General features: G+C 59.2%; 8 protein-coding genes. All 8 read left to right on the forward strand.

Annotated elements, in window-relative coordinates; genetic code table 11:
• Nucleotides 1-146 precede the first annotated feature (146 nt).
• The gene (locus tag H7R56_RS06690) at nt 147-5,096 is read left to right on the forward strand and encodes an alpha-2-macroglobulin family protein (protein ID WP_106924094.1); all 4,950 of its coding nucleotides are present in this window, start codon (nt 147-149) and stop codon (nt 5,094-5,096) included.
• 1 nt (nt 5,097) lies between these two features.
• Complete coding sequence (pbpC, locus tag H7R56_RS06695) at nt 5,098-7,416, forward strand: peptidoglycan glycosyltransferase PbpC (RefSeq protein ID WP_106924095.1); 2,319 nt, start codon at nt 5,098-5,100, stop codon at nt 7,414-7,416.
• A gap of 266 nt (nt 7,417-7,682) precedes the next feature.
• Nucleotides 7,683-8,114: a nucleoside-diphosphate kinase gene (gene ndk, locus H7R56_RS06700; protein ID WP_106924097.1), complete on the forward strand. Its 432-nt coding sequence runs from the start codon at nt 7,683-7,685 to the stop codon at nt 8,112-8,114.
• 167 nt (nt 8,115-8,281) lie between these two features.
• Nucleotides 8,282-9,448: a dual-specificity RNA methyltransferase RlmN gene (locus H7R56_RS06705; protein WP_106924098.1), complete on the forward strand. Its 1,167-nt coding sequence runs from the start codon at nt 8,282-8,284 to the stop codon at nt 9,446-9,448.
• A 277-nt stretch (nt 9,449-9,725) separates the two neighbouring features.
• Nucleotides 9,726-10,745 (forward strand): cytoskeleton protein RodZ, encoded by a 1,020-nt coding sequence (rodZ, locus tag H7R56_RS06710; protein ID WP_106924099.1) that lies wholly within the window; start codon nt 9,726-9,728, stop codon nt 10,743-10,745.
• A gap of 26 nt (nt 10,746-10,771) precedes the next feature.
• Entirely contained in the window at nt 10,772-11,890 is a 1,119-nt protein-coding gene (ispG, locus tag H7R56_RS06715; RefSeq protein ID WP_106924100.1) for a flavodoxin-dependent (E)-4-hydroxy-3-methylbut-2-enyl-diphosphate synthase, read from the forward strand.
• A 92-nt stretch (nt 11,891-11,982) separates the two neighbouring features.
• The gene (gene hisS / locus H7R56_RS06720) at nt 11,983-13,257 is read left to right on the forward strand and encodes a histidine--tRNA ligase (RefSeq protein WP_106924101.1); all 1,275 of its coding nucleotides are present in this window, start codon (nt 11,983-11,985) and stop codon (nt 13,255-13,257) included.
• Nucleotides 13,258-13,290: 33 nt separating this feature from the next.
• Complete coding sequence (locus H7R56_RS06725; RefSeq protein ID WP_106924102.1) at nt 13,291-13,908, forward strand: YfgM family protein; 618 nt, start codon at nt 13,291-13,293, stop codon at nt 13,906-13,908.

The raw sequence follows: 13,908 nt of genomic DNA on the forward strand, positions 1-13,908 counted from the left end.
TTCGGTGCTGTGATCGCCGTAACATCCCGTTTGTGATGAAAAATGGTCGTCAATTTTGCGAGCGGTCTGGCTACTGGCAAACTCGGGTCTGGGGCATAATACTGAATCAACGACTCAAACAGACTTCACCAGTCAGAGGTTCCAGGATGAAACCCTTTCGTTTGGCTACGCTAGCGCTGGCGCTGGCAATGACGTTTACCCTGGCGGGATGCGACAATAACAACGATGATAAGCCCGCCTCGGCGGCGGCCCCGGCTGCAGCCGAGCACGCGTCGGCGAATAAACCGGATGCGGCGCAGCTGGCCAAACTTGCCCAGCAGAGTCAGGGCAAAACGCTTTCCCTGCTGGATGCCTCTGAAGTGCAGCTCGACGGCGCGGCGACGCTGGTGCTCACTTTTTCGATTCCGCTAAATCCCGATCAGGATTTCAGCAAAACCGTTCATCTGGTCGACAAAAAGAGCGGCAAAGTGGACGGCGCATGGGAGCTGGCGCCAAACCTCAAAGAGCTGCGTCTGCGCCATCTGGAGCCTAAACGCGACCTGATTGTGACCGTCGATCCTGAGCTGGCGGCGCTGAACAAATCCGCCTTCGGCAGCAGCGTGGAGAAAACGCTGACTACCCGTGATATTGCCCCCAGCGTCGGTTTTGCCAGCCGCGGCTCGCTGCTGCCCGGCAAAGTGGTGGAAGGGCTGCCGGTGATGGTGCTCAACGTGCCGCACGTTGACGTCAACTTCTTCCGCGTGAAGCCGGAGTCGCTGGCGGCATTTGTCAGCCAGTGGGAATATCGCAGTTCGCTGAGCAACTGGGAATCTGACGAGCTGCTGAAAATGGCGGACCTGGTCTATACCGGACGCTTCGATCTCAACCCCACGCGTAACACTCGCGAAAAACTGCTGCTGCCGCTGAAGGATATTGCGCCGCTACAGCAGTCAGGCGTTTATATTGCGGTGATGAATCCTGCGGGTCAGTACAGCTACAGCAATGCCGCTACGCTGTTTACCCTCAGCGATGTGGGCGTTTCGCTGCACCGCTATCACGGCCAGCTGGACGTTTTCACCCAAAGCCTGGAAAACGGCGCGGCGCAATCGGCCGTAGAACTGACCCTGCTTAACGATAAAGGCCAGACGCTGGCGCAGGCGACCAGCGATGCCAAAGGCCATGCGACCCTCCAGACGGATAAAGACGCGGCGCTGCTGCTGGCGCGCAAAGAGGGGCAAACCACGCTGCTGGATCTCAAACTTCCCGCGCTGGACCTGGCCGAGTTCGACGTTGCCGGTGACCCCGGCTACCGTAAGCAGTTCTTTATGTTTGGCCCGCGCGATCTTTATCGCCCCGGGGAAACGGTGATACTCAACGGGCTGCTGCGCGACAGTGACGGCAAACCGCTGCCCGATCAGCCGATTAAGCTTGAGGTGGTCAAGCCGGACGGGCAGGTGATCCGCAGCGTCGTCAGCCAGCCGCAGAACGGCCTGTATCAATTGACCTACCCGCTCGATAGCAGTGCCGCCACGGGGATGTGGCATATTCGCGCTAACACCGGCGATAACCAGCCGCGTGAGTGGGATTTCCACGTTGAAGATTTTATGCCCGAGCGCATGGCGCTGAGCCTGACGCCGCAAACCGCACCGCTGGCTCCTGCTGACGATGTGACGTTCAGCGTGGTGGGTTCCTACCTCTACGGCGCGCCAGCCAGCGGTAACAGTCTCCAGGGCAAGCTGTTTTTACGCCCGCTGCGCGATGCCGTCGCGGCGCTGCCGGGCTTCCAGTTTGGCGATATTGCGCAAGAAAATACCGCCCGCAGCCTGGATGAAATGAACCTGACGCTGGATGCCAAAGGCCATGGTGAAGTGACCACCGCCAGCCAGTGGCAGGAAACCCACTCGCCGCTGCAGGTGATCCTCCAGGCCAGCCTGCTTGAGTCCGGCGGTCGCCCGGTCACCCGCCGGGTAAGCCAGGCTATCTGGCCAGCAGCCGAGCTGCCGGGGATCCGCTCGCAGTTTGCCAGCAAAGCGGTCTATGACTATCGCACCGACACCACCGTCAATCAGCCGATCGTCGATGAAAACAGCCAGGCGGCCTTTGACGTGGTTTACAGCGACGCCAGCGGTAATAAGAAAGCGGTTACCGGCCTGCAGGTCAGGCTGATTCGTGAACGCCGTGATTATTACTGGAACTGGTCGGAAAGCGACGGCTGGCAGTCTCGCTTCGATCAAAAAGATCTGGTCGAGGGCGAAGAGACGCTGGATCTCAGCGCAGATGAAACCGGTAAGGTCAGTTTCCCGGTAGAGTGGGGCGCCTATCGTCTGGAGGTCAAAGCGCCGAACGATGCGGTCAGCAGCGTGCGTTTCTGGGCCGGTTACAGCTGGCAGGATAACAGCGACGGCAGCGGCGCGGCGCGCCCGGATCGCGTCACGCTCAAGCTTGATAAACCGAACTACCGGCCCGGCGATACCATCAAGTTGCACATTGCCGCCCCGGCGGCGGGTAAAGGCTACGCGATGGTGGAATCCAGCGATGGGCCGCTGTGGTGGCAGGAAATTGAGGTCCCCGCCGCGGGGCTGGATCTAAGCATTCCGGTCGACAAAAGCTGGAACCGACACGATCTCTATCTGAGCACGCTGGTGGTTCGTCCGGGGGACAAATCGCGCTCCGCTACGCCAAAGCGGGCGGTGGGCGTGCTGCATCTGCCGCTCGGTGACGAACAGCGTCGGCTGGAGGTTGCGCTGGAGGGCCCGCAGAAAATGCGCCCGAACCAGCCGCTGACGGTTAAGGTGAAGGTGGGACGCAAAGAAGGGGCGGCACCGAAGCAGGTCAACGTGTTGCTGTCGGCCGTTGACAGCGGCGTGCTGAATATTACCGACTACGCCACGCCGGACCCGTGGCAGGCCTTCTTCGGCCAGAAACGCTACGGTGCAGATATTTATGATATCTATGGCCAGGTGATTGAAGGCCAGGGGCGTCTTGCCAGCCTGCGCTTCGGCGGTGACGGCGATGAGCTTAACCGCGGCGGTAAGCCGCCGGTTAACCACGTCACCATTATCGCCCAACAGGCGCAGCCGGTGACCCTCGACGACAACGGCGAAGGCTCGATAACGATGCCAATAGGCGACTTTAACGGCGAGCTGAGAGTGATGGCACAGGCATGGACGAGCGAAGATTTCGGCAGCGCGGAACAAAAAGTAGTGGTTGCCGCACCGGTCGTCGCGGAACTGAATACGCCGCGCTTTATGGCGGGCGGCGATAGCGCTCGTCTGACGCTGGATCTGACCAACCTGACGGATAAACCCCAGACGCTGAACGTTCAGATTGCCACCGCCGGTCTGCTGACCCTGAAGAGCGGCCAGCCTGCGGCGGTCTCGCTGGAGCCCGGTGCGCGCAGCACGCTGTTTGTGCCGGTGAGCGCCAGTGAAGGCTTCGGCGACGGAGAAGTGAATGTCAGCGTATCGGGCCTGAATCTACCGGGTGAAACGCTGGCCGACCTGCATAAGCAGTGGAAGATTGGCGTGCGCCCGGCGTTCCCGGCGCAAACGGTCAATAACGGCGCGGTGCTGCAGCCTGGTGAGAGCTGGAGCATACCGTCAGGGCAGAACGCAGCGTTCTCGCCGGCGACGGTGCAGGGCCAACTGCTGCTAAGCGGTAAACCGCCGCTCAACCTGGCGCGCTATATCCGCGAATTGAAAGCCTATCCGTACGGCTGTCTTGAACAGACGGCCAGCGGCCTGTTCCCGCAGCTTTATACCAACGCCGCACAGCTAAAAACGTTGGGCATCGTCGGAGACAGCGATGAAAAACGCCGTGCTGCGGTGGATCTTGGCATCTCTCGCCTGCTGCAAATGCAAAAAGAGAGCGGCGGATTTGGCCTGTGGGACAAAGAAGGGCCAGAAGAGTACTGGCTGACTGCTTATGCCATGGACTTCCTGGTCCGCGCTGCGGAGCAGGGTTATAGCGTACCGGTGGAGGCCATCAATAAGGGCAATAACCGGATGCTGCGCTACCTGCAGGAGCCGGGGCTGATGAGCGTACGCTACACCGACGACAGCGCGGCTAGCCGTTTTGCCATTCAGGCCTATGCAGGCCTGGTGCTGGCCCGTCAGCAAAAAGCGCCGCTCGGTGCGCTTCGCGAACTCTGGGAACGCCGCGCGCAGGCCGGGTCTGGCCTGCCGTTGATGCAGCTGGGTATTGCGCTGAAAGCGATGGGCGACGCCCCGCGCAGCGAACAGGCGCTGCAGCTGGCGTTGACCACCAAACGTACTGACAGGGCGCGTTGGCTGGCGGACTACGGCAGCGACCTGCGCGACAACGCGCTGATGCTGGCGCTGCTGGAAGAGAACAAGCTGCTACCGGCGGCACAGAATGCGCTACTGCAAACCCTCGCTGAGCAGGCTTTCAGCGAACGCTGGCTGTCGACCCAGGAGAACAATGCGCTGTTCCTGGCGGCGAAAAGCGTGCTGGACGCGCCGGGCAACTGGCAGGCGCAAACTTCGCTGGATGGTCAGCCGTTGCAGGGAGAGAAAGCCCTGACGCGTAATCTGGATGCGGAGCAGCTTGCGGCGCTGACGGTGACAAACAGCGGCCAGCAGCCGCTGTGGCTGCGACTCGACAGCACCGGTTACCCGCAAAATGCACCAGCGGCAAGCGGCAACGTGCTGCATATTGAGCGCCAGTTCTATGGCACTGATGGTCAGCGCAAATCGCTTTCTTCGCTGCGTAGCGGCGAACTGGTGCTGGTGAAGTTAGATATCAACGCCGGACAGAACGTGCCGGATGCGCTGGTGGTCGATATGCTGCCTGCCGGACTGGAGCTGGAAAACCAGAATCTGGCTAACAGCAGTGCCAATCTGCAGGACAACGCCAGCGAAGTGCAGGAGTGGCTCAACCAGATGCAGCAGGCGGATATCCAGCACATGGAATTCCGTGACGACCGCTTTGTGGCGGCGGTGGCGGTCAACGCTAACCAGCCGGTGACGCTGGTTTATCTGGCTCGCGCGGTCATGCCGGGTACCTATCAGGTGCCGCCGTCGCAGGTAGAATCCATGTATGTTCCGGCCTGGCGCGCGGTGGGTACGGCGGACGACATGCTGATTGTCGTCCCATAGCATGCGGGTCGCCTGGCTTAAACGCCTCGTCTGGCGCTGGCTGGCCGGGGCGGTGGTCCTCTTTTGCGGCGCGGTGGTGCTGGCCGATAAGCGCTGGCCGCTGCCGCTGCATGAAGTGACGCCCGCCCGCGTGGTGGTCGCCGAGGACGGCAGCCCGCTGTGGCGTTTTGCCGATGCCGAAGGGATCTGGCGCTACCCGGTGACCGTGGAAGAGGTGTCGCCACGCTACCTGGATGCCCTGATCCAATATGAAGACCGCTGGTTCTGGGACCATCCCGGCGTAAACCCGTTTTCCATTGCCCGCGCGGCCTGGCAGGATCTCTCCGCCGGGCGCGTAGTGTCGGGCGGCAGCACGCTGACGATGCAGGTGGCGCGGCTGCTGGACCCGCATCCGCGTACGTTTGGCGGTAAGTTTCGCCAGCTGTGGCGCGCCTTCCAACTGGAATGGCATCTTTCCAAACGGGATATTCTGACGCTTTATCTCAACCGGGCTCCGTTCGGCGGCACGCTTCAGGGCGTCGGTGCTGCCAGCTGGGCCTATCTCGGAAAACCGCCTGCGCAATTAAGCTACGCCGACGCCGCGCTGCTGGCGGTGCTGCCGCAGGCGCCCAGCCGACTGCGTCCGGACCGCTGGCCTCATCGGGCGCAGGCCGCGCGTAATAAAGTCCTTGACCGAATGCTGACTCAGGGCGTCTGGCCTGACGCTGCGGTAAAGGAGGCGAAAGAAGAGCCGGTATGGCTGTTCCCGCGTCAGATGCCGCAGCTGGCGCCGCTGTTTGCGCGCGCCATGCTGGCGCGGAGCCGTGAGGAAAAAATTGTGACCACCCTGGATGCCGGGCTGCAGCGGCAGCTGGAAGATCTGGCGATGAACTGGAAATCGCGTCTGGCACCGCGCAGCTCGCTGGCGATGGTGGTGGTCGATAACCGCGATATGAAGGTGCGAGGCTGGGTTGGTTCTGCGGATATTACCGATGATAGCCGCTTTGGTCATGTCGATATGGTGACCGCAGTGCGTTCGCCGGGGTCGGTGCTGAAGCCATTTTTATACGGTATGGCGCTCGACAGCGCGCTGATTCATCCGGCATCGCTGCTACAGGATGTGCCGCGTCGGGTGGGTGACTACCGACCGGGTAACTTTGACAGCGGATTCCACGGCCCGGTGAGCATGAGCGAAGCGCTGGTGCGCTCGCTGAATCTTCCTGCCGTGCAGGTGCTGGACGCTTACGGGCCGAAGCAGTTCGCCGCCCGGCTGCGCAATGCCGGGCTACCGCTGATTCTGCCGACCGGTGCGGAGCCGAATTTATCGCTCATTCTCGGCGGCGCTGGCGCGCGGCTGGCTGATATCACCGCCGCCTATAGTGCCTTCGCGCGACACGGAAGGGTGGGCAAACTGCGGATGCTGGCCAGCGACCCGCTGGTCGAACGGCCGCTGCTGTCGCCGGGCGCGGCGTGGATTATCCGCCGCATTCTGGCCAACGAGGCGCAGCCGTTGCCGGATGCCTCGCTGCCGCAGGGGGTGCCGCTGGCGTGGAAAACCGGCACCAGCTACGGCTATCGCGACGCATGGGCGATTGGCGTTAATGCCCGTTACAGCATCGGCATCTGGACCGGTAGGCCGGACGGTACGCCGGTGGCTGGGCAGTTTGGTTTCGCCAGCGCCATTCCGCTGTTGAACCAGGTCAACAATCTGTTGGCCTCACGCGCTGCGCGCCAGCAGGAGGCGCGCGATCCGCGTCCGGCGTCGGTTGGCGTGGCGGAAATCTGCTGGCCAGCCGGGCAGCCGCTGCCAGCGGGGGACACCAACTGCCGCCGCAGGCTGTCGACCTGGATGCTGGATAATAGCCTGCCGCCGACGTTACAGCTGCCTGAGCAGGAAGGGATGCAGGGCATTCGTTTCCCGATGTGGCTTGATGGCGAAGGCAAACGGGTGGCAGCAGACTGCCCGGGGGCCCGTGAAACGATCCTCGACGTCTGGCCGCTGCCGCTGGAGCCGTGGCTGCCCGTCGGAGAGCGCCGTGCCGCGCGGCTGCCGCCGGTGTCGACGCGTTGCCCGCCGCGTCAAGTGCAGAACATGGCCCCGCTGATGCTGTCCGGTATTCGTGAAGATGCCGTGATCCGACGTTTGCCCGGTGAGTCGAATGCAAGAGTCGTGCTGCACGCGAGCGGTGGAGAAGGGAGGCGCTGGTGGTTCCTCAACGGTGAACCGCAGGCCAGCGCTGGCGATAGTCTGACGTTGACGCTGGCAGACCCAGCGGCTTATCAACTGGTGGTGATGGATGAAGCAGGGCAGACGTCGGTGGTGAATTTTACGCTGCAGTGAGTGACGTTGCCGGTTGGTGCTGCGCTTACCCGGCCTACAACATGGCATCGACCCGTAAGCCCGATAAGCGTAGCGCCATCGGGCAGTAGCAGCGCACAATAACCAAACCGGGTTTGTTACAAAGTGTGTTGCTTAAAAGTGTTTTATTTTAAAAAAATGTTACCTTCATCCATAGGCAACGACGCATCCGGTCATTATAATCCGCGCCAGGTAATACAGCTGCTGTATGCACGACAACAAAATAAATTTTATTATTAGAGGTAATCATGGCTATTGAACGTACTTTTTCCATCATCAAGCCAAACGCGGTGGCAAAAAACGTTATTGGCAGCATCTTCTCTCGCTTTGAATCAGCAGGGTTTAAGATTGTTGGCACCAAAATGCTGCACCTGACCGTTGAGCAGGCGCGCGGCTTCTACGCTGAGCACGACGGCCGTCCGTTCTTCGACGGTCTGGTTGAGTTCATGACCTCTGGCCCGATCGTGGTTTCCGTACTGGAAGGCGAAAACGCCGTTCAGCGTCACCGCGATCTGCTGGGTGCCACCAACCCGGCAAACGCGCTGGCAGGCACCCTGCGCGCTGACTACGCGGACAGCTTCACCGAGAACGGCACCCACGGTTCCGATTCCGTTGAATCCGCCGCGCGCGAAATCGCCTTCTTCTTCGGCGAAGGCGAAGTGTGCCCGCGCACCCGTTAAGGGATCGTTTACACTTTATTTCGTGAATGCCGCGTGCAGACGTGGCATCCATGCGCCAGAATTTGTACAATGCAGCGCCCCCGGACGAGCAGAACGCTTTCCTGGGGCGCTTCTTTTTATTAACCCTCCAGGGGCCATAACGTGTAACAACGAGGCCGGAATAGAAAATGTCTGAACAAATTGTCACGCCTGAGAGCGCCATCCCGGCGGTTCCCAACAAAGATGGAAAAATTAACCTGCTGGATCTTAACCGTCAGCAGATGCGCGAGTTTTTTAAAAACTTAGGCGAAAAACCCTTCCGCGCCGATCAGGTGATGAAGTGGATGTACCACTACTGCTGCGACGACTTTGATGAGATGACCGACATCAACAAAGTCCTGCGCGGTAAGCTGAAAGAAGTGGCTGAAATTCGCGCTCCGGAAGTGGTAGAAGAGCAGCGTTCTTCTGACGGCACCATCAAATGGGCGATTGCCGTTGGCGATCAGCGCGTTGAAACCGTGTATATCCCGGAAGACGATCGCGCGACCCTGTGCGTCTCTTCACAGGTCGGCTGCGCATTAGAGTGTAAATTCTGCTCTACGGCCCAGCAGGGCTTCAACCGCAACCTGCGCGTATCTGAAATTATCGGCCAGGTGTGGCGCGCGGCGAAAATCGTCGGTGCGGTCAAAGCAACCGGCGTGCGTCCGATTACCAACGTGGTGATGATGGGGATGGGCGAACCGCTGCTGAACCTGACTAACGTGGTTCCCGCGATGGAAATCATGCTCGATGACTTCGGTTTCGGCCTGTCCAAACGTCGCGTAACGCTGTCCACATCAGGCGTGGTTCCGGCGCTCGATAAGCTGGGCGATATGATTGACGTCGCGCTAGCGATTTCCCTGCACGCACCGAACGACACCATCCGTGACGAAATTGTACCGATCAACAAAAAGTACAACATCGCGACGTTCCTGGAGTCCGTTCGTGGCTACATTTCGAAGTCCAACGCCAACCAGGGCCGCGTGACCATCGAATACGTGATGCTGGACCATATTAACGATGGCACCGAGCACGCCCATGAGCTGGCTGAACTGCTGAAAGATACGCCGTGCAAAATCAACCTGATTCCGTGGAACCCGTTCCCGGGCGCACCGTACGGCCGCAGCTCCAACAGCCGCATTGACCGCTTCAGTAAAGTACTGATGAGCTATGGCTTTACCACCATCGTGCGTAAGACCCGCGGTGATGACATTGATGCCGCCTGTGGTCAGCTTGCCGGTGATGTGATTGACCGCACCAAGCGTACAATGCGTAAGCGTATGCAGGGTGAAACCATTGAGGTCAAAGCGCTCTGATAGCGCGCCGCGTGCGCCAGAAATGGCGCACGCACAGCCAAGTGCTTAAGGATTAGGCGAAACGTACTGATCTGGTTAATAATTACGGTGCGTTTCATCAAGTATTGAGGCAGTATGTAGCGTTGCAATCACAGCGTGAATACGGCTTTTGACGCTGTTTTGGAGTAGGGCATAACGGGCGGCCCGTCCGTCCGTTCGGTAACACGACCGGATGTTTCGCGGTGCGAGAAGGCTTCGCATCAGAACCTTAAATTTCACGAATCAGCAGTTGTAGCGAATGAATACTGAAACCAACCACGATCAACAAGAAGCACAAACTACGGGTGTCCGTTTGCGTAATGCCCGTGAACAACTCGGACTCAGCCAGCAAGCCGTTGCAGAACGCTTGTGCCTGAAGGTTTCCACCGTTCGTGATATTGAAGAAGATAAGGCTCCTGCTGAACTCGCTTCAACATTCTTGCGTGGTTATATCCGTTCCTACGCTCGTCTGGTCCATATTCCAGAAGAAGAACTGCTGCCGATGATGGAAAAGCAGGCGCCGGTGCGCGCTGCCAAGGTCGCGCCGATGCAGAGCTTCTCTTTGGGCAAGCGTCGCAAAAAACGCGACGGCTGGCTGATGAGCTTTACCTGGCTGGTGCTGTTTGTGGTGGTGGGTTTAACCGTCGCCTGGTGGTGGCAAAACCACAAAGCGCAGCAGGAAGAGATCACCACGATGGCCGATCAGTCTTCCGTTGAGCTGAAGGCGAGCGGCAGCGATTCACAAAATATTCCGCTGAATACGGGAGCCGATGCGGCTCCGTCTACGGCTACGACCGATACTGCCGCCGTGCAGGGCTCCAGCGCTGCGGCGCCAGCCGATACCGCCGCTCAGGCTCCAGCCGATACGGCAACAGCCGCCGCGCAGAACAACGCCGTTGTGTCACCGTCTCAGGCGAATGTTGATACCACTACAGCACAAACTACCCCTGCACCGCAGGCTGCCGCGCCGGGCGCGCTGCCAACCGATCCGGCACAAACTGCCGCGCCGGTGGCTGACGCTAACGCGCTGGTCATGAACTTCTCCGCCGACTGCTGGCTGGAAGTGACCGATGCGACCGGTAAAAAACTGTTCAGCGGCCTGCAGCGTAAAGGTGGTAACCTGAACCTCACCGGCCAGGCGCCTTATAAGCTGAAAATTGGCGCACCGGCTGCGGTACAAATTGAATACCAGGGTAAACCGGTCGATCTGAGCCGCTTTATCAGAACTAACCAGGTTGCGCGCCTGACCGTGAGTGCTGAACAATCACCGGCACAATAACAGACGCGTAATGCGGGAGATTTTTCATGCACAACCAGGCTCCTATTCAACGTAGAAAATCCACACGCATTTACGTTGGGAACGTGCCGATCGGCGATGGGGCCCCTATCGCCGTCCAGTCGATGACCAACACGCGCACGACGGATGTCGAAGCGACGGTCAATCAAATCAGAGCGTTAGAACGCGTTGGCGCAGACATCGTTCGCGTTTCCGTGCCAACGATGGACGCCGCCGAGGCGTTCAAACTTATCAAACAGCAGGTCAACGTCCCGCTGGTCGCCGATATCCACTTTGACTACCGTATTGCGCTGAAGGTTGCGGAATACGGCGTCGACTGCCTGCGCATTAACCCGGGCAATATCGGCAACGAAGAGCGCATTCGCATGGTGGTTGACTGCGCGCGTGACAAAAACATCCCGATCCGCATCGGTGTTAACGCCGGTTCGCTGGAAAAAGATCTGCAGGAAAAATACGGTGAGCCGACGCCGCAGGCGCTGCTGGAATCGGCGATGCGTCATGTCGATCATCTGGATCGACTGAACTTCGATCAGTTCAAGGTCAGCGTGAAAGCGTCGGACGTTTTCCTTGCCGTCGAATCGTATCGCCTGCTGGCGAAACAGATCGATCAACCGCTGCACCTCGGGATCACCGAAGCGGGCGGCGCGCGCAGCGGCGCGGTCAAGTCCGCAATCGGCCTTGGTCTGCTGTTGTCCGAAGGCATTGGTGACACGCTGCGCGTATCGCTGGCGGCGGACCCGGTTGAAGAAATTAAAGTCGGTTTCGATATTCTGAAATCGCTGCGCATTCGCGCGCGCGGGATTAACTTCATCGCCTGCCCGACCTGCTCTCGTCAGGAATTTGACGTGATCGGTACGGTCAACGCGCTCGAGCAGCGGCTGGAAGACATCATCACCCCGATGGACGTTTCGATCATCGGCTGCGTGGTGAATGGCCCTGGCGAAGCGCTGGTGTCGACGCTGGGCGTGACGGGCGGCAACAAAAAGAGCGGCCTGTATGAAGACGGCGTGCGTAAAGACCGTCTGGACAACGACGATATGATTAGCCAGCTTGAAGCCAGAATCCGCGCGAAAGCCGCGGTGCTTGACGAGACGCGCCGTATCGACGTTCAGCAGGTTGAAAAATAACGAGATGGGAAGCGGCTTGCTTCCCGTGTATGATTGAACCTCTCGTGCGCTGACCGCGCGAGGGTTCATTTTTATATATAAAGAGAATTAACGTGGCAAAAAACATTCAAGCCATTCGCGGCATGAACGATTATCTGCCTGGCGAAACCGCCATCTGGCAGCGCATTGAAGGCACACTCAAGCAGGTGCTCGGCAGCTACGGTTACAGCGAAATCCGTTTGCCGATTGTAGAGCAGACCCCGTTATTCAAGCGCGCTATCGGTGAAGTCACCGACGTGGTTGAAAAAGAGATGTATACCTTTGAAGACCGCAACGGCGATAGCCTGACGCTGCGTCCGGAAGGTACTGCGGGCTGCGTACGCGCCGGCATCGAACATGGTCTTCTGTACAATCAGGAGCAGCGTCTGTGGTACATCGGCCCGATGTTCCGCCACGAGCGTCCGCAGAAAGGCCGCTACCGCCAGTTCCATCAGCTGGGTGTCGAAGTGTTTGGCCTGCAGGGCCCGGACATTGACGCGGAGCTGATTATGCTGACCGCGCGCTGGTGGCGTGCGCTCGGTATGGCCGAGCACGTTAATCTGGAGCTGAACTCCATCGGTTCACTGGAAGCGCGCGCTAACTACCGCGACGCGCTGGTGGCGTTCCTCGAGCAACACGTCGACGTGCTGGATGAAGACTGCAAACGTCGTATGTACAGCAACCCGCTGCGCGTGCTGGATTCAAAAAATCAGGACGTGCAGGCGTTGCTGAATAACGCGCCGAAACTGGGTGACTACCTGGACGATGAGTCCCGTGAGCACTTTGCTGGCCTGTGCGCGCAGCTGGATGCCGCCGGTATCGCCTACACCGTTAACCAGCGTCTGGTTCGCGGTCTGGATTACTACAACCGCACCGTTTTCGAGTGGGTAACGAACAGCCTGGGTTCGCAGGGTACCGTTTGTGCCGGCGGCCGCTACGATGGCCTGGTCGAGCAACTAGGCGGTCGCGCAACCCCTGCCGTGGGCTTTGCCATGGGCCTGGAACGTCTTGTTTTACTCGTTCAGGCAGTTAATCCGGAATTTAAAGCCGATCCTGTTGTCGATATATACCTGGTAGCCTCAGGCACCGATACTCAGTCAGCCGCAATGCGTCTGGCCGAGCAGGTGCGTGATGCATTACCTGGCGTGAAGCTGATGACTAACCACGGCGGCGGCAACTTTAAAAAGCAGTTTGCCCGCGCAGATAAATGGGGTGCCCGTATTGCCCTGGTTCTGGGTGAGTCTGAGGTTGAGCAAGCCACTGTTGTCGTGAAGGATTTGCGTTCTGGTGAGCAGACAACCGTAACGCAGGAAGGCGTTGCCGCGCATTTGCGCACTATTCTGGGTTAATCTCCAGGACATCATTATCAGGAGAAGGGCTGCGTGGAAATTAATAACGAAAACGATCAGGTTGAGGCGCTGAAAAGCTTCTTTGCCGAAAATGGCAAAGCGCTGGCCGTTGGGGTAATTTTGGGGATCGGTGCGCTGGTTGGCTGGCGTTACTGGAATTCCCATCAGGTAGACACGGCCAGGGACGCGTCCATGGCCTATGAAAATGCCGTTTCTTCTCTTAGTTCAGGGAAACCGGAAGCGCTGGCCGCAGCGGAGAAATTTGCCGCTGGGGCGAAAAACACCTACGGGTCGTTTGCTTCCCTGGAGCTGGCGCAGGTCTTCGTTGATAAAAACGATCTGGCACAGGCAGAAAAACAGCTGCAGCAAGGGCTGGCCGCCGCATCTGATGATAATCTGAAGTCCGTTATCAACCTGCGCCTGGCGCGCGTTCAGCTGCAAATGAAGCAGCCTGACGCAGCGCTGAAAACGCTGGAAGGCGTGAAAGGTGAAGGCTGGACGGCAATTGTTGCTGATTTACGTGGGGAAATCCTGCTCAGTAAAGGTGACAAGCAGGGCGCGCGTGCGGCGTGGGAAGCAGGCGCTAAAAGCGATGCATCACCGGCGCTCAGCGAAATGATGCGCATGAAAATTAATAATTTGTCCGTCTGA

Source organism: Klebsiella sp. WP3-W18-ESBL-02 (assembly GCF_014168815.1).
Lineage (GTDB): Bacteria > Pseudomonadota > Gammaproteobacteria > Enterobacterales > Enterobacteriaceae > Kluyvera > Kluyvera ascorbata_B.

Bases quoted from the DNA above. Each gene is read 5' to 3' on its own strand.
- H7R56_RS06690 (WP_106924094.1), top strand. From the start codon at position 147: ATGAAACCCTTTCGTTTGGCTACGCTAGCGCTGGCGCTGGCAATGACG.
- pbpC (WP_106924095.1), top strand. From the start codon at position 5,098: ATGCGGGTCGCCTGGCTTAAACGCCTCGTCTGGCGCTGGCTGGCCGGG.
- ndk (WP_106924097.1), top strand. From the start codon at position 7,683: ATGGCTATTGAACGTACTTTTTCCATCATCAAGCCAAACGCGGTGGCA.
- H7R56_RS06705 (WP_106924098.1), top strand. From the start codon at position 8,282: ATGTCTGAACAAATTGTCACGCCTGAGAGCGCCATCCCGGCGGTTCCC.
- rodZ (WP_106924099.1), top strand. From the start codon at position 9,726: ATGAATACTGAAACCAACCACGATCAACAAGAAGCACAAACTACGGGT.
- ispG (WP_106924100.1), top strand. From the start codon at position 10,772: ATGCACAACCAGGCTCCTATTCAACGTAGAAAATCCACACGCATTTAC.